Raw genomic sequence first — 15,739 nt, forward strand, 5'->3', positions numbered from 1 at the left:
TTTCTGCAACATCCTTGAGAAAACGTTCACGCGGAGGCTCGTCAAGGGCCCTGCTTATTGTGCCGGTAACGAGTGTCGGCTTTAGTTCGAATCGATCCGTGAGAGCAGGAGAGTTCAATGTTGAAATTCGTGGTCATCGGTGCAGCTACCTTGGCGTTTGCGGGAACGGCGATTGCTGCGGACCTTCCGCATCCTCAGCCGGTCGTTCAGCAGGCGCCAATCGGCAAGTATCCGGTCGGCAAGTACCCCGTCGGCAAGTACCCGGTCGGCAAGTACCCCGTCGGTAAGTATCCGGCCCCGGTTGTAACCAAGGGCTAACTCGACAGCGGCGCGGCCGCAAAGCGTCTCCGGGCCTCAAGGTCCGGAGACGCGTTAGTGAGTCGGGCCGACCAAGACGTCGAGCCTAGCAAGACATCGACTAACCCGAGCGCATGAGGGGTTGAAGGTGGCAAAAGCCAATAAGAAATCGACCGGCGTGCTGTTTGCTGTTGGCGCCGGCATCTTTGCAGCGTGCATGGGCTTGGGGACTGGAAGCGGCCGCGCAGAACAGCTCGTGGCGAACGCTGACCGTCAGCAGCAGGATAGTCCTCGACCTTCCGTGAAGCCCGGTGTGACAACGGCTGCCATTGCGCCGAGCGAGACGCCCTCGCGCTCACGCGTAGATGCGAAGCCGGTTCGTAGGGCCGCCACCTCGGTGAGGGGACCTTACTACGTGGATTTTCGTGCCCGTACGGCGGCGTCCTATGGTCACGCCTTTGTATGGTACGGCAAGACCAGCGAAAGGCAGGTCGAAGTTGCCGGCCTCCACCCCAAGGGCGATACGCTACCCTACGTCTTGGGACACCTCATGTGGGTGCCGTCTGAGACGGGTGCGAGCTACGGTGACCTTGACGTCCAGTACCTGACGGCGAGCTACCGCGTCTATTTGAGCGAACCCGACGCCAAGAAGGTCTTTGCCTACATCAAACATCTTCAGGCGACCTCGCCGGTGTGGAATGCCGAGACGACCAACTGCACGGCTTTCATCGGGCAGATCGCGGCGTTCATGGGGTTGAAGACACCGTTCCATCTGATGAAGCCTGAGGAATATGTGAATCAGCTCAAAGCGATGAACGGTGGGCGCCAAACGGTGCAACTCGCTGCCGACCAATAGTCTCGCGTCTTGTGGTCTCGCATCTTGGTTCGTTTCTCGCGTTGAATCGCACGATCGCATTGATTGCCGTTGCGATCGTCCCGATCTCATAATTCTACAGCCGCGCGGCTGCTCGCGCCTCAGAGGCTGCAGTCTCCCTCACTCGCGCGCGTTGCTTGATCCCTGTCATTGCTGTCGAGCCAACGGGTCGCGCGAATGCGCGCCCGATGACAGGCTCCGCGCAGCCATCGCGCAGCTACGCGGAAGCATGGATTGCCTCATCTCATCATGATCGAGGCCTGCGGGTTGCTTCAAACCGCGATGTTGTCGATCAGGCGGGTGGTGCCGAGCCGCGCCGCGACCAGCATCCGCAACGGACCATCCTGTAGCGATGCGACTGGGGCCAGGGTTCTGGCGTGGCGGACTTCGAGATAATCGAGGGTGAAGCCGGCTTGCGTGATGATGGCTGCGCCCGTGGCCATCGTCGCCGCAACATCCTCGCCGGCGCGCAGGCGGGCGGCCGTTTCCTTCATGACCCGGTGAAGCTCGGGGGCGACGCGCCGTTCCTCCGGCGAGAGGTAGACGTTGCGCGAAGACATCGCCAACCCATCGCGCTCGCGCACGGTTTTTGAGCCGATCACCTTGACGCCGAGGTCGAGGTCCGCGGCCATTTGGCTCACCACCCGAAGTTGCTGGAAATCCTTTTCGCCGAAGATCGCGACGTCAGGCCGGACTTGCGTGAACAGTTTGCCGACCACCGTGGCGACGCCGCCGAAGAAATGCGGCCGGAAGCGATCCTCGAGCGCGGCGGTGGCCGGCCCCTCGGGGACGATGCGGGTCGCAAAGCCCTCCGGGTACATCGCCTTCACCTCGGGATGCCAGATCAGGTCCACGTCCTCGGCCGCAAGCTTGGCGACATCGGCCTTCCAGGTGCGTGGGTAAGAGCCGAAATCCTCCGTCGGCGCGAACTGGGTCGGGTTGACGAAGATCGAGACGACGACCCGCTTTGCGCGGCGCTTGGCGAGGCGCACCAGCGACACGTGGCCGTCATGGAGAGCTCCCATGGTTGGGACCAGCGCGATGCTCGCTTTCTTGGCGCGCAGGGCGTCGACGGCGCGACGCAGAGCGGGAACGGTGCGGACGACGGCAGGATTTCTCGGCATCGGGTCTTGGTCTCTTGGGCAAGGCTTGGTGAGGCGGCTTGGTCACCCAGAGTAAGGTGACTGGCGTTCGGTGGGTCGCGGCACTTTACCAGGAGCAAAACGCAGCCGGCAAATCGGTGTGACTGCCCGGCCTTGCCTCACGTTGGTTGGACACCGGCCAACCTGATGCTGCGATCAGGGTCAATCCGGCTCGGCGCATCTTGTCGTACGTTCGGGTAAGTCGGACGCCAGCCTCGGGCAGCGACCTGAAGCACTTGCGCATTCGATGGCAGACACACTGGTGACACCTCAACGATGGCTTCCTCGATCTCGACGTGCTGGGGACCGTCGATCCCGCCAACCATGCGGCGACCGGCGAGAGCCGCTATGCCGAGATCACGCGGCGCCAGACGCAAGCGCCGCGGACCGTGCTCGACGATATCGACGAGGCGACGCTTGGAACTCGCCGAACCTGGGCCACGTCATTGCGCGCGAGGAGCCTCCGCGCCGGCGATCGGCGCAGGATCCTCCGAGCGGTTCCGCCAGCCAGACGGAAATTGCCTGACGCGTCTTGGGAGGGGGCTCCCGAATTCGCTCTCAAAGGTGACCATCGTCACTTGTTGCGCGTCAGCGAGTACCGCTATCGTTCCCGGGCTCGGAAAGGTTCCAAGCCAGCAAAACGGCGGAACAAAGCTTGGTGCGTACAGTTTTCCCCGATGTCCGGGCCTTTGAGCGTCGATAGCCGACCGCTCGGCGGATTGAGGTAATATGGTACTCTTTAATCTCGGGCGACAGTTGAAATTGCACAAGCGGTAGGTGCACCGCACAACGAACGTGCTACGGGAACACAACATTTGGACTTCCAGTCACGACGCCGTGACATATATGCTGACCAAGGAGGCCGCAGAGCCTCCAGCCGAAAATAGCCCTTGAACAGGCGGACGCCGAGGACGTCATGAAACGTGGAATTACCGTTCTGCTTTCGCTCTCCGTGGTGCTCACGGCGGCCTATTTCACTGCCAGTAAGTGGGCGATCCGTCACGAAACCATCATGTTCAACGATCCGACGCGCAACGAACGCCCGGTCGCGGTCGACGTGGCGGTGCGCCGTGACAAGGAGATGCAGGCCGACGCCGGCATGATCACGTTGCCGGTCGCGATCCTCAATCATGGTAATACCGTCAAGTTTACCGAATATTCCTTCCTGGCGAACGTATTCGCCGCGCGCGGCTATCTGGCGATCAGCATCCAGAACGACATCCCGTCGGACGGGCCGATGGTGACCAAGGTCGGCGAACTCTATGTCGGACGGCTGCCGCAGTATCAGCGCGGGATCACCAACATCAAGTTCGCGATCGAGCAGATGAAGAAGATCCAGCCGAACGCCGACTACAGCAAGCTGACGATGGTCGGCCATTCCAATGGCGGCGACATCGCGATGTATTTCGCCAAGCAGTATCCCGATGAGATCAAGAAGGTCGTGACGCTGGATAACCTGCGCGTGCCGTTCATCACCGACGGCAAGTTCAAGATCCTCTCGTTCCGCTCGCATGATCCGCAGTTCAAGACGGATCCCGGCGTCGTTCCGGACGAGGCGGAATGCGAGAAGGCCGGCATCACCGTTGTGCGGACCAACTTCCAGCACAACGATATGCGCGACACCGGGCCGGAGCAGGCCAAGACCTCGATCGAGGCGATGCTCGACAAATTCCTCGCCGACAACGACAGCGACATCGCCCCCGTCGACACCAGGAACGCGCCGCCGAAGATCCTGGAACCTGGTCCGGTTTCGCTCTACGTGCCGGTCGAGAAGGAGCCGCAAACCTTCGCTGACAAAGTGAAGAAGGCGCTGACCCTGAAGAAGACCGAGCGGGACTCGTCCCGGGCGACCAACTGATCCCTCAGTCATTAAGCCTCCCGACCGGGCAGGCCTCGCTGCATTGACCAGTCCAATGCCGTGGCCCACATAGTGTTTGCTGTAATGGGCAAGCGCTGATGGCTGGCGATCCGACCAAACCGACATCCGGAAACGAGGTGCGCCCGGCGAACGCCCCTGACGCGCGCAGCTCCGGTTCTGTGCCCGACGCGAGGAGGTCCACCTCCGACGACATCGCCGCCTTCGTGGCGAAGGCGCGCGCGACGTCGCCACATCGCACTGGCGCGCGGGGTAGGCTGGTATTCGCGCTTGACGCCACCATGAGCCGGCAGCCGACCTGGGACATGGCATGCGCGCTGCAGGCCGACATGTTCCGCGAGGCCGCATCGCTCGGTAGCCTCGACATCCGCCTCGTCTACTATCGTGGCTTCAACGAGTGCCGCGCGACCGGGTGGATCTCCGACAGTGCGCAGCTTGCGAAGTTGATGGGCAAGATTAGCTGCCAAGGCGGCAATACCCAGATCGGCAAGGTGCTGTCGGAGGCGCGTCGTGAGGCAGTCGCCGCCGGCGTCCGCGCAGTCGTGTTCGTCGGCGACGCGATGGAAGAAAGCGTCGACGAACTCTGTGCCAAAGCGGGCGAGCTCGGTCTGCTCAAGGTCCCTGTGTTCATGTTCCAGGAAGGACGGGATGCGGTCGCCGAGCAGGCGTTTCGCGAGATCGCGCGTCTGACCGGGGGCGCGTGGTGCAGGTTCGATCCCGGTGCCGCCGCTCAACTCCGGGAGCTGCTGCGCGCCGCTGCAGCCTATGCTGCCGGCGGTCGCGATGCGCTGCTGCAACTCGCCAAGAGCGCGAGCGGCGCGGCCCTGCTGATCGGCCAGATGAAATGAGCCGGCATGACGTCACGGCGTGACGCCTCCGGTGAGGCGAAGCCGCACATGCTTTTTGTCGCCGGGATGCGTATAGTCCGCACATGCCAACCCTGATCGCCGGCATCGTTGCCGTAGTCGTGCTCTATTCCGCGCTGCAGATGTTTCGCGCGGCCAATCCGGCCGTGCTCGCGCGCGTGATCAAGATCGTCGGCGGCGTGCTCGCGCTCGCTGTTGCGGCTTTCACCGGCGTGAGAGGTGAGCTCGCGGTCGCGATCCCGCTTGGCATCTTCGGCGCCGGTCTGCTCGGCTGGTCGCCGTTCGGGACTACGGGCTTTGCCAATCTCGGCGGGGTGTTCGGCGGCGGGCAACGCAGCGCGGGGCAGAGCTCGCGCGTGCGCTCGCAGTATCTCGACATGAGCCTTGATCACACGACCGGCGTGCTCAGCGGCCGGATCGTGGACGGTCCGCAGGCCGGCCGCCTGCTCGACGAGTTCGACCTGCCGCAACTGCTGGCGATGCTGCCAGCGTTCGATGCCGAGAGCGTCGCGCTACTTGAAAGCTACCTGGACCGCCGGTTTCCCGCCTGGCGTCACAACGCGCAGGACGACCGGGCAGGGGGGCAGCGCCGCACGGCGGCGAATGGCAAAATGACGAACGAGGAGGCTTATCAGATCCTTGGCCTGCGGCCGGGAGCGACGCGTGACGAGATCAGCCGCGCCCACCGCACCCTGATGAAGAAACTCCATCCCGACCAAGGGGGGTCTACGTACCTCGCGGCCCGTGTAAACGAGGCCAAGGATACTCTGCTTCGCACGCATCTCTAACTCCGGCACGCCACTAAAAGCTAACGCCACAAGCCGAGAGCTGTTTCTGTCGATCTCTGGTCGATGCCTCTGGAACATGATGCGGCTGCCGGCATCATGCTGCGGTCGCCCGCCCTTGTTCGGCGTGGTCGACGGTCGCTTGGCGAAACCTTAACCGTAAAATCTTGACGAGAAGTTTTCGTCGCTCGCGGCGCAAGCGGCGAGGCGACTCCCTGCCGCTGCGTGTCACGCCAGAAGCAACAAGGCCGGCGCTTGCGGCGCCGGCCTTGGGGTTTCAGAGGATGCGGTCGATCAGTTGCGAACCGTGATGCAGGAGATGTCCGCGCGCTTCAGGGTCCGGCACACCGCTTCGGCTTGATCGCGCTCGAGGCCGGCGAAGCGGGCGCGATAGAGCTTGCGATCGCCCTTCGCGACGACCGTCTCGGTGAACGGATCAGCCTTGCTCAGCATGCCGCGGGCCGAGTTGCGGGCGAGATCGATGCGCTGCTTGGCTTCGCTCTCGGACTCCAGCGCGCCGACCTGAACGATCCAGCCGGTGTGGGCGACGGCCGCGGCCGGCTTGGACGCAGGCTGGCTATGGGCGGGTTCGATCGAGGCCACCGCCTGAGGCGCGGCCGGGCCGGGTGCCTGCACGGCCGAAGCCGGCAGTACGCCGAGAATGCCGTTGCCGGTGCCGAAATTGGCCGGCTGCGGCGGCATGTCGCCGGCCCGCGCCATCATCGCGTTGGAAGTCTCGGCGACCTCATTGCGCGGCGGAATCGTATTGGTGATTGGCGGCGCGGATTGCGCGGGGCCAGCGGCTGCGAGCTTGACCTGGCCTGCCTTGACCTGAACGGTCTTCACTTTCACGGGCTTCATCGGCTCGACCGAACCGGGGATCGCCGCCATTGCCTGGCTCTGGATCACGCCGCTGGTCAGCGGCGCCGGCTCGGGCTTCGCCTGCGGGGCAGGCTTGGCCGGCAGCGGCGGCAGAGCCGCGGCCGCTGCAGCCATCAGCGAAGGCTTGTTGGCCGGGCGAGGCGCCTGCATGGCGGTCGAGGCGGGTTCCGAAGTGGCAGCCATGGTCTCGCCGCCGCGGGGCGCGTTACCGGCGTCGGCGACCTCGACATTCGCGTCGGCGGGATTGCGCTCGGTGATCGCGGCGACGGTCCGGGTCGTCGTGGCCCTTGCAAGGTTCTCGGCGAGCAGGTTGCGCATGATGGCGTCGCGGGACCCGCCGCTGCGGCCGCCGAGCACGACACCAATCAGGAAGCGGTTGCCGCGATGCATCGAGGTCACGAGGTTGAACCCGGAGGCGCGGATGTAGCCGGTCTTGATGCCGTCGACGCCCTCGACGCTGCCGAGCAGATGGTTATGGCCGGTGATCGTGCGGCCGCGGAAATTGAACGCCGTCGTCGAGAAGAAGCGATAGTAGCGCGGGAAGCGATCTTGCAGCGCGCGGCCGAGGATCGACTGGTCGCGTGCCGTCGTCACCTGTTCGTCGTTGGGCAGGCCGGAGGCGTTGCGATAGACAGTCCTGCTCATGCCGAGCGCGCGCGCCTTGCGCGTCATCATCCTGGCGAAATCCTCTTCGCTGCCGCCGACAGCCTCGGCGATCACGACCGCGGCGTCGTTGGCCGAGCGGGTGATGAGGCCCTTGATGGCATCTTCAACCCGGATGGTCTGGCCGGGGCGAAGGCCGAGCTTGGTCGGGTCCTGCTCGGACGCGTGCTCGGAGACCGGCATTTCGGTGTCGAGCTTCATCTTGCCGGAGTCGAGACGCTCGAACAGCAGATACAGCGTCATCATCTTGGTGAGAGAGGCGGGGTGCCGCAGACCGTCGGGACTGTTGGAGGCGAGTACCGCGCCGGAATTGCCGTCGACGACGATCGAGGCGAACTTCGGACCGTAGCTCTCGCTCGCTTCCTGGCTGTGATGCTGGCGGGCGTGACGATGCCTGTAGCGCCGTGCCTCGGCGCTGTCACTGATCAGGATCGTCGTCGTGAGGGTAACGAGCCCGAGAATGCCAACTCGCAACGCGCGCGAGGAAGCCAAGGTTGTACGAAGCATCTACTTCCCCGTCCCAATTTCTATCTTGATCACCGGTGCGTGAGGCAAAATTGTGCCCGGCGACCGTCGATCCTTGCCTGTGCCACAAGCCGATTTGGGCAGAACGCCCGGCCCGGGTTGCGGCTCAGGTTGCTCTTCTGGCTAAGGTGCTGTTCACAAACAGTTTTCAGGCTGTCTGTCGGAAGGCGAACAAAGCCCGGGAATCAGGGTAGGCGGCCCGAGTTTCCAAAGGATTAAGCAACCGTTGCGTAGTCCCCCGGGGTTTATCGCAAATGCCGGGCATCGGGGCGTTGATTTGTGCGTTGCACAAGATTCCTTGACTTGATTGTGCGGTGCACTATGTTGCCGGCGTCAGGGGGCCGGGAGCTTCCCGGCAATAATGCGATATGCGTTTTCAAGTCTGGGATAAGGAACTCATGATCAAGATCGAAGACATTCAGAACTACGGCAAACAGCATCTGGACTCGGTTGCTGCGTCCGCGACCAACCTGCAGAGCGGCGTTCAGGCCATCGCGGCGGCCTATGGCGACTACGCCAAGAAGTCCTATGAAGACACCAAGTCGTTTGTGGAGCAGCTCTCGGGCGTGAAGTCGTTCGACAAGGCAGTCGAGGCGCAGAGCGAGTTCGTGCGCTCGGCCTACGAGACCTTCGTGTCGGAATCGCAGAAGATCGCGGGCCTCTACAGCGATTGTGCCAAGCAGACCTTCAAGCCGTTCGAAGGCCTGGTCGGCAAGTTCACGCCGGCCCTGTAACCGGCTCCAGGATCGCGAAAATCAAAAGCCCGGCCAAGACGGCCGGGCTTTTTTGTGACTTGCGGCGCCGCGCGACTATTTCGACAGCCGCAGCTTGCTCAGCGCGGTTCCGATCGTCTTGAAGGTCGTCACGATCTGGCTCGAGCTGGTCAGCATGTAGAACTTGTCCGGGCTGCTGGCGCAGTTTTGCAGGACGGTCGAGGTGGGATCCGCGGGCGAGCTCGTGTTCACCTGGATCGTGTAGATCGTGTACATCGGCTGGCCGTTGGCATCCGTCGCATTCTTCAGGTTCTGGCACATCAGGGCCTGCCGGGCGTCGATCGGATTGCCCGACGCCTGCGAGCTGCCGTCGCCGTAGACCGGCCAGCGATCTTCGGTGTTCAAACCGTCTGACAGCAGGATGATGACCCTGTTGTAGGTGGTGTTGGAATCCTCCGTCGGTGCGTTCAGCGGGCCACCGGGGATCAGGGACTGCCACGCCCAGGCCAAGCCGACCGCCTGGTCGGTGCCGCCGGTCGGCTGCATTGCGTTGACCGCGGTTTTGAGCGTGCTCCAGTCATAGCTGAGCGGAATGATCGGTTCGAGCTGCGGCGAGGCGCTGCTGCTGCAATAGGCCGTGTTGTTCTCGTAATACTCGTTGGCAGGAAACCGCGTCGTGACATCGTTTAGCAGCGGCAACACGCCCGTCGCGTCGTTGGGCTGTGTGCGGTCGGTGATGCAGCCCGTCCAAGTGCTGATCGGATTGGTCGACACCTGCTGCCAGTTGTTCTGGACCGTAGGGGTGGATGTGGACGGGGTCCAGGCGTTGCCGGCGAAACCGACCACTGCGCTTACGCGGGGCTGGTTCGTGTTGTGCGTTGTGTCGTTGATGCCGGGCTGAGTCCAGTCGTGGGTATAGATGTAACCGGAGCATGATTTGCTTGACCCGGAGCCGGTGCAACTGCAGCCGGTAACATTGCTGCCGGAAGAATTTTTCGGACAGGCGCAGTTGCCGTTTCCTGAGCAGAACACCTGAGGGGTGGTGCCGACTTGCGTGCTCACCCAACAGCCATTGTAGATCGTGTGGGAATTGTAATCGACGCTCGGGCAGATATAGCCCTTATAGGTTCCGCTCGACGGAATCGTTGACACGCTCGATGTGCTAGTCGGACCGGCGGTGCAGGTGAAGCCGCCGTTGCTATTGGACCACGGACACCTCGCGCCCGGTCCTACCGCGTGCCAATTCATCGGCAGCGTTGCCTGCAAGCTCGCGCTGCCCGTCCCCATGCTGCCGTTATTGGGCTGCGCGGTCGGTGGATTCAGCCAGTCGGTCCAGTCGATCCACCACTGGCTATAGTTTGAGGTACCGACATTGACGACCTTGGCGAAGGGAATGACGGAGATGTAGACGTCCCCATTGTTCTTGCTCAGCGCGCTGAGCTGGTCGATCAAGCCGCCGGTTCCGGCCACTGCGTTGCGCAACGCGGTAATCTTGCCGTCCTGGGCCATCGATCCCGTGTTGTCGAGGGCCAGCGCGACGCGCATCTTGACGTTGCCCCACGTGGTGGTCGTCGAGCTGCCGAAATTGAGCCTCGGCAGGCCGGCAAACTGGAGGAAGTCAGACTTAATGTAGCCGGACCCGCTGAGCAGGATGGTTGCAGGCGTGCTAGAGGTAGCTGCGGTATAAGTTGCGGAGACGGAAAGCCCCTGGCCGTCCTTGTTCGTGAACAGGCCGTTGAAGTAGTTCTGCGCCTGAGTGCTGATCTGGGATGGGGTGATGACGCCCGATGTCAGATCCTTGGACAACATCAGCGCCGTGGAATCGAGCGCCGCTTGCATCGAGGAGCGGGCATTGTTGGCCCGGGAATAGTCGACCGCTGCGCCCACGAAGCTGATGACCGGCACGGCCGCGATCGCGAACAGCACGGCAATATTGCCGCCGGTTGCCGCGGAAAAGCGGCCGAGCGCCATACGGGCGCGGCTGAAAAGGGCTCTACCAAGCATGATGTTCTCATCGAATGGGTTGTGCCCGCCATCTCGATGACCGCGTCTAAACAGACGATGAATCCGGTTACAGAAACCGGGCGGGGCGCGCCAAGAGAGCCCGGAATGGGGCAAAAACCCGCTTTATCCTCAACGCAGGCTGAACCCGGTGGCCGACTCCTTTGTCAATCCCGCTGGAAACGATTAACCTTGAGATGATTGCAGCGACTGGAATCGAGCCGGTCGGGGCCGCTGCGGGCATCAGTTCGGCGCTTGCGGCGAACCGCCGTCGGGCCCATATTCCGAGAGCCGACCCAGCCGCTGGGTCGGACCGGGAGCGGCAATCTGGAAAGCGTTGCTGGAGGTTCCGCGATGGGCTGCTGCGGCAATCGCGAATCCCCGATGCGCTTACCGGTTTCCCCTGGGAATTCGAACGCCTGAGCCATGTTGCGATCCACGTCCAAAGCCCCTTCGTCGTCGGCGCTGTCAGCGCCCAAAATGAGCAATGACGAGAACCGCAATGGAGGGGCCAACGGCCCGTCGACCTCGGTCATCACCAAGGTCAAGCCGAAGACCAAACGTCCGAACCTGTACCGTGTGCTCATCCTGAACGATGATTACACGCCGATGGAATTCGTCGTTCACGTGCTGGAGCGGTTCTTCAACAAGGACGCCGAGGCGGCCACCAAGATCATGCTCCATGTCCATCATCACGGGATCGGCGAGTGCGGCGTATTCACCTACGAGATCGCCGAGACCAAGGTGACGCAGGTGATGGACTTCGCGCGCAAGCATCAGCATCCGTTGCAATGCGTGATGGAAAAGAAGTAGGTCGCCGGCAGCCACCGCTTCGCCGCGTCAGCGGAACGGGTCTTCTTGCATCGCATTTTTAATGGAAGTGAACGGCATCCCGTAAGATTGCGGGCGCGGTTGCGCGACACCGTGATGCCTGAAATTTAGAGGAAAACCATCACGCCGGAACCGGCCTTTCGCCACGATCCATCGTAACTATATCACTGGGGATCACGAAGGTTGTTATTGCCTGACCCGGCAATGGCGATCATGATGGCCGGGGGCCATAGAGGACGCGAATGCCAACTTTTTCCCAAAGCCTTGAACAATCCCTGCATCGTGCATTGGCGATCGCGAACGAGCGTCATCATCAATACGCGACGCTCGAACATCTTCTGCTGTCACTGATCGATGACTCCGATGCGGCGGCGGTGATGCGGGCCTGCAGCGTGGATCTCGACAAGCTCAGGACAAGCCTCGTCAACTATCTCGAGACCGAATTCGAGAACCTGGTGACTGATGGCGCCGATGATGCCAAGCCGACCGCCGGGTTCCAGCGCGTGATCCAGCGCGCGGTGATCCATGTCCAGTCGTCCGGTCGCGAGGAGGTGACCGGCGCCAATGTGCTGATCGCGATCTTCGCGGAGCGCGAGAGCCATGCCGCGTATTTCCTGCAGGAGCAGGACATGACGCGCTACGACGCCGTCAACTACATCAGCCATGGCATTGCCAAGCGGCCGGGCGTCTCCGAGGCGCGGCCGGTGCGCGGCGTCGACGAGGAAACCGAGGCCAAGGGCAACGAGGACGCCAAGAAGAAGGGCGAAGCGCTCGAGACCTATTGCGTCAACCTCAACAAGAAGGCGCGCGACGGCAAGATTGATCCCGTGATCGGCCGCAACGCGGAGATCAACCGCGCGATCCAGGTGCTGTGCCGCCGTCAGAAGAACAACCCGCTATTCGTCGGTGAAGCCGGCGTCGGCAAGACCGCGATCGCCGAGGGGCTCGCCAAGCGTATCGTCGACAGCGACGTGCCGGAAGTGCTGGCGGCTGCGACTGTGTTCTCGCTGGACATGGGCACGCTGCTCGCGGGCACCCGCTACCGCGGCGATTTCGAGGAGCGGCTGAAGCAGGTCCTGAAGGAACTGGAGGCGCATCCGAACGCCATCCTGTTCATCGACGAGATCCACACCGTGATCGGGGCAGGGGCCACGTCGGGCGGCGCGATGGACGCGTCCAACCTGCTGAAGCCGGCGCTCGCCTCGGGCACGATCCGCTGCATGGGCTCCACCACCTACAAGGAGTATCGTCAGCACTTCGAGAAGGACCGCGCGCTGGTGCGGCGCTTCCAGAAGATCGACGTCAATGAGCCGACGGTGGAGGACGCAATCGCGATCCTCAAGGGCCTGAAGCCGTATTTCGAGGACTACCACCGACTGAAATACACCAATGAGGCGATCGAGGCTGCGGTGCAGCTCTCCTCGCGCTACATCCATGACCGCAAGCTGCCCGACAAGGCGATCGACGTGATCGACGAGTCCGGCGCGGCGCAGATGCTGCTCGCCGAGAACAAACGCAAGAAGACGATCGGCATTAAGGAGATCGAGACCACGATCGCCACCATGGCGCGGATTCCGCCGAAGAGCGTGTCGAAGGACGATGCCGAGGTGCTCAAGCATCTCGAGCAGACCCTGAAGCGCGTGGTGTTCGGCCAGGACAAGGCGATCGAGTCGCTGTCGGCATCGATCAAGCTGGCGCGGGCCGGCCTGCGCGAGCCGGAGAAGCCGATCGGCAGCTATCTGTTCTCGGGCCCGACCGGCGTCGGCAAGACCGAGGTCGCAAAGCAGCTCGCGGCGTCGCTCGGCGTTGAGCTGTTGCGCTTCGACATGTCCGAATACATGGAGCGGCATACGGTGTCGCGCCTGATCGGCGCGCCTCCCGGCTATGTCGGCTTCGACCAGGGCGGTCTGCTCACCGATGGCGTGGACCAGCATCCGCATTGCGTGGTGCTGCTCGACGAAATCGAGAAGGCGCACCCGGACCTGTACAACGTGCTGCTGCAGATCATGGATCACGGCCGGCTCACTGACCACAACGGCAAGCAGGTGAACTTCCGCAACGTGATCCTGATCATGACCACCAATGCGGGCGCGGCAGATCTGGCGCGGCAGGCCTTCGGCTTCACCCGCAGCAGGCGGGAAGGCGACGACCACGAGGCGATCAACCGCCAGTTCGCGCCGGAATTCCGCAACCGCCTGGATGCGATCGTCTCGTTTGCGCATCTCAATGCCGAAGTGATCGGCATGGTGGTCGAGAAGTTCGTGCTGCAACTCGAGGCGCAGCTCGCCGACCGCGACGTTACGATCGAGCTGTCCGAGCCTGCGAAGGCCTGGCTGATCGAGCACGGCTACGACGAGCAGATGGGTGCGCGTCCGATGGCGCGCGTCATCCAGGAGCACATCAAGAAGCCCCTGGCGGATGAGGTGCTGTTCGGCCAGCTCAAGGGCGGCGGTCATGTCCGCGTCGTCCTGGTCAAGGACGAGGCGACCGGCAAGGACAAGATCGGCTTCGAATTCGTCGAGGGCCCGGTCACGCCGAAGCCCGAGAAGCTGCCGGCTCGCAAGCGCAAGCCGCCGAAATCCGGTGGCCAAGGCGGCGGCGGAGGCGGCACCAAGGGTCCGGCCTCGCGCGGGCCGCTGGTCAAGGTGTGACGGCGTAACATACGATCAAATGAAAAGGCCGGCTGTTCAGCCGGCCTTTTTGTTTGTTTCAGCGTGTGGACGACCGGAGGCCGATGCGGGATCCGGATTACGCAGCGTCACTCGCCCTTCAGGCGCTGGCTCTCATGGACCCGCACCCGCTCGGCGCCCCGGCTGCCGGCCGACGACAATCGGAGCGTAGAGAGCGCCGCACCGACCACGGCAAAGCCGACGCCGACTATCAGCGAGATCCGGGTGCCATCGTCCGGATAGCGTGCCAGTAGCAGCGCGACCAAGGCTGCGCCCATGGTCTGACCGAGCAGGCGCGCGGTTCCTAGCATGCCGCTGGCGCCGCCGGAGCGCTCGCGCGGCGCCGCGGCGATCATGGTCCGGTTGTTCGGGGTCTGGAACAAGCCAAATCCGGCGCCGGCGAGCGCCATCCGCCAAATCACGTCCGCCGGAGAGGCCATAGCCGGCATCATCGCGAGCGTGCCCAGACCCAGCGCGAACACCAGCAATCCGATGCCGCCCAGCAGGCCGGCCGGATAGCGCTCGACCAGCCAGCCCGCCAGCGGGGCTGCAAATGCGACTGCGATCGGCCAGGGCGTGATCAGCAGACCGATCTCCACCGCCGAATATCCGAAATGTCGCTCGAGATAGAAGGGCATCGCGACAAAGGCCAGCATCTGGCCGCAGAACGAGGCGATCGAGGTGCCGATCGATAGCGCGAAAATCGGAATTCGCAGCAGATCGACCGGCAACAGTGGCGAGGGCAGATGCGTCTGCCGTCGGACCAGTAGCACGCACGCGACCGCCGCGATAGCGAACTCGGTCAGGCAGAGATACAGCGCCTCGCCATGCCCGGCGCTGTCGATCGCGGTGATGCCGACTCCGAACGCGACCGCGCTCAGGGCTGCGCTTTGCCAGTCGAAGGCGTGGCTCGCCGGCCTGGTGTGCGGCAGGTAGTGCGAGCCGAGAGCCAGCGTCGCGATCCCGAGCGGGATGTTGATGGCGAACAGATACGGCCATGTTCCGACCGACAGGATGATCGAGGCCACGGTCGGACCCACCGCGGCCGAGACGGCGACGACCAGCGCATTGACGCCGATGCCGCGGCCGAGCAGCGCGCCCGGATAGGTGAAGCGGACCAGCGCGGAGTTGACGCTCAGAATTCCGGCCGCGCCAAATCCTTGCAGGACGCGCGCGACCGTCAGCATCGGCAACGTGTGCGACAGTGCGCAAAACACCGAAGCCAGCGTGAACAGCACCAGCCCGGCGAGATAGACGCGGCGATAGCCGATGATTTCGCCGAGCGAAGCCAACGGCAGCAGCGAGATCGTGATCGCCAACTGGTAGCCGTTGACGATCCAGATCGAAAATGCCGGGCTCGCGTCAAGACTCCGGGCGATGGTCGGCAGCGCGACGTTGGCGATCGAGCCGTCGATGACGGCCATCACGAGGCCGAGTGCGATCGTGAGAATGGCCCAATTGCGTTGCGGTTTCGGCAAGCCATCGGCATGCTCGATCATTGCTGACATGTAGTGAGATTGCCTTCGGTTCCGGCATGGATCGGGCTACCGCATGCTGGATTGTCCGGGATTTTGCAACCCCGAATGCCGCGATGCAGCATTGCGGCGGGTCACCA

General features: G+C 63.2%; 12 protein-coding genes and 1 pseudogene. 9 read left to right on the top strand and 4 right to left on the bottom strand.

What is annotated here, in order from left to right:
* The first annotated feature begins 117 nt into the window (after positions 1 to 117).
* The gene (locus tag P6U25_RS15840; protein WP_407152063.1) at positions 118 to 318 is read left to right on the top strand and encodes a hypothetical protein; all 201 of its coding nucleotides are present in this window, start codon (positions 118 to 120) and stop codon (positions 316 to 318) included.
* 127 nt (positions 319 to 445) lie between these two features.
* A complete protein-coding gene (locus tag P6U25_RS15845; RefSeq protein ID WP_407152064.1) occupies positions 446 to 1,153 on the top strand; it encodes a hypothetical protein in 708 nt (235 codons plus the stop codon).
* Positions 1,154 to 1,443: 290 nt separating this feature from the next.
* On the opposite strand, the gene panC is transcribed toward P6U25_RS15845, so the two are convergent.
* Entirely contained in the window at positions 1,444 to 2,295 is an 852-nt protein-coding gene (gene panC, locus P6U25_RS15850; RefSeq protein WP_407152065.1) for a pantoate--beta-alanine ligase, read from the bottom strand.
* A gap of 253 nt (positions 2,296 to 2,548) precedes the next feature.
* On the opposite strand from panC, the pseudogene P6U25_RS15855 reads away from it, so the two are divergent.
* The 4 genes and pseudogenes from P6U25_RS15855 to P6U25_RS15870 all read left to right on the top strand — a co-directional run.
* Positions 2,549 to 2,773: pseudogene (locus P6U25_RS15855) on the top strand (division plane positioning ATPase MipZ); the annotation flags it as partial.
* Positions 2,774 to 3,229: 456 nt separating this feature from the next.
* A complete protein-coding gene (locus P6U25_RS15860; protein WP_407152066.1) occupies positions 3,230 to 4,171 on the top strand; it encodes an alpha/beta fold hydrolase in 942 nt (313 codons plus the stop codon).
* A gap of 98 nt (positions 4,172 to 4,269) precedes the next feature.
* Complete coding sequence (locus tag P6U25_RS15865) at positions 4,270 to 5,037, top strand: VWA domain-containing protein (protein WP_407152067.1); 768 nt, start codon at positions 4,270 to 4,272, stop codon at positions 5,035 to 5,037.
* An 83-nt stretch (positions 5,038 to 5,120) separates the two neighbouring features.
* Positions 5,121 to 5,843, top strand: a complete 723-nt coding sequence (locus P6U25_RS15870) for a DnaJ domain-containing protein (protein ID WP_407152068.1) — start codon at positions 5,121 to 5,123, stop codon at positions 5,841 to 5,843.
* 291 nt (positions 5,844 to 6,134) lie between these two features.
* On the opposite strand, the gene P6U25_RS15875 is transcribed toward P6U25_RS15870, so the two are convergent.
* Positions 6,135 to 7,892: a serine hydrolase gene (locus tag P6U25_RS15875; RefSeq protein WP_407152069.1), complete on the bottom strand. Its 1,758-nt coding sequence runs from the start codon at positions 7,890 to 7,892 to the stop codon at positions 6,135 to 6,137.
* A 416-nt stretch (positions 7,893 to 8,308) separates the two neighbouring features.
* On the opposite strand from P6U25_RS15875, the gene P6U25_RS15880 reads away from it, so the two are divergent.
* Complete coding sequence (locus tag P6U25_RS15880) at positions 8,309 to 8,644, top strand: phasin family protein (protein WP_407152070.1); 336 nt, start codon at positions 8,309 to 8,311, stop codon at positions 8,642 to 8,644.
* Between the two features lie 75 nt (positions 8,645 to 8,719).
* Here the strand turns inward: P6U25_RS15880 and P6U25_RS15885 are convergent, their stop codons facing one another.
* A complete protein-coding gene (locus P6U25_RS15885; RefSeq protein ID WP_407152071.1) occupies positions 8,720 to 10,594 on the bottom strand; it encodes a pilus assembly protein TadG-related protein in 1,875 nt (624 codons plus the stop codon).
* A 510-nt stretch (positions 10,595 to 11,104) separates the two neighbouring features.
* On the opposite strand from P6U25_RS15885, the gene clpS reads away from it, so the two are divergent.
* Positions 11,105 to 11,437, top strand: a complete 333-nt coding sequence (gene clpS / locus P6U25_RS15890) for an ATP-dependent Clp protease adapter ClpS (protein ID WP_407152072.1) — start codon at positions 11,105 to 11,107, stop codon at positions 11,435 to 11,437.
* 260 nt (positions 11,438 to 11,697) lie between these two features.
* Complete coding sequence (gene clpA / locus P6U25_RS15895) at positions 11,698 to 14,106, top strand: ATP-dependent Clp protease ATP-binding subunit ClpA (RefSeq protein ID WP_407152073.1); 2,409 nt, start codon at positions 11,698 to 11,700, stop codon at positions 14,104 to 14,106.
* A 107-nt stretch (positions 14,107 to 14,213) separates the two neighbouring features.
* On the opposite strand, the gene P6U25_RS15900 is transcribed toward clpA, so the two are convergent.
* Positions 14,214 to 15,632, bottom strand: coding sequence for an MFS transporter (locus P6U25_RS15900; protein WP_407152074.1), 1,419 nt, complete (start codon positions 15,630 to 15,632; stop codon positions 14,214 to 14,216).
* Between the last annotated feature and the right edge of the window lie 107 nt (positions 15,633 to 15,739).

Source organism: Bradyrhizobium sp. ORS 86, from assembly GCF_045571475.1.
Classification (GTDB): domain Bacteria; phylum Pseudomonadota; class Alphaproteobacteria; order Rhizobiales; family Xanthobacteraceae; genus Bradyrhizobium.

What these genes read in the sequence shown, in the direction of transcription:
- P6U25_RS15840 (WP_407152063.1), top strand. Translation starts at nt 118, where the DNA reads ATGTTGAAATTCGTGGTCATCGGTGCAGCTACCTTGGCGTTTGCGGGA.
- panC (WP_407152065.1), bottom strand. Translation starts at nt 2,295, where the DNA reads ATGCCGAGAAATCCTGCCGTCGTCCGCACCGTTCCCGCTCTGCGTCGC.
- P6U25_RS15860 (WP_407152066.1), top strand. Translation starts at nt 3,230, where the DNA reads ATGAAACGTGGAATTACCGTTCTGCTTTCGCTCTCCGTGGTGCTCACG.
- P6U25_RS15865 (WP_407152067.1), top strand. Translation starts at nt 4,270, where the DNA reads ATGGCTGGCGATCCGACCAAACCGACATCCGGAAACGAGGTGCGCCCG.
- P6U25_RS15870 (WP_407152068.1), top strand. Translation starts at nt 5,121, where the DNA reads ATGCCAACCCTGATCGCCGGCATCGTTGCCGTAGTCGTGCTCTATTCC.
- P6U25_RS15875 (WP_407152069.1), bottom strand. Translation starts at nt 7,892, where the DNA reads ATGCTTCGTACAACCTTGGCTTCCTCGCGCGCGTTGCGAGTTGGCATT.
- P6U25_RS15880 (WP_407152070.1), top strand. Translation starts at nt 8,309, where the DNA reads ATGATCAAGATCGAAGACATTCAGAACTACGGCAAACAGCATCTGGAC.
- P6U25_RS15885 (WP_407152071.1), bottom strand. Translation starts at nt 10,594, where the DNA reads ATGGCGCTCGGCCGCTTTTCCGCGGCAACCGGCGGCAATATTGCCGTG.
- clpS (WP_407152072.1), top strand. Translation starts at nt 11,105, where the DNA reads ATGAGCAATGACGAGAACCGCAATGGAGGGGCCAACGGCCCGTCGACC.
- clpA (WP_407152073.1), top strand. Translation starts at nt 11,698, where the DNA reads ATGCCAACTTTTTCCCAAAGCCTTGAACAATCCCTGCATCGTGCATTG.
- P6U25_RS15900 (WP_407152074.1), bottom strand. Translation starts at nt 15,632, where the DNA reads ATGTCAGCAATGATCGAGCATGCCGATGGCTTGCCGAAACCGCAACGC.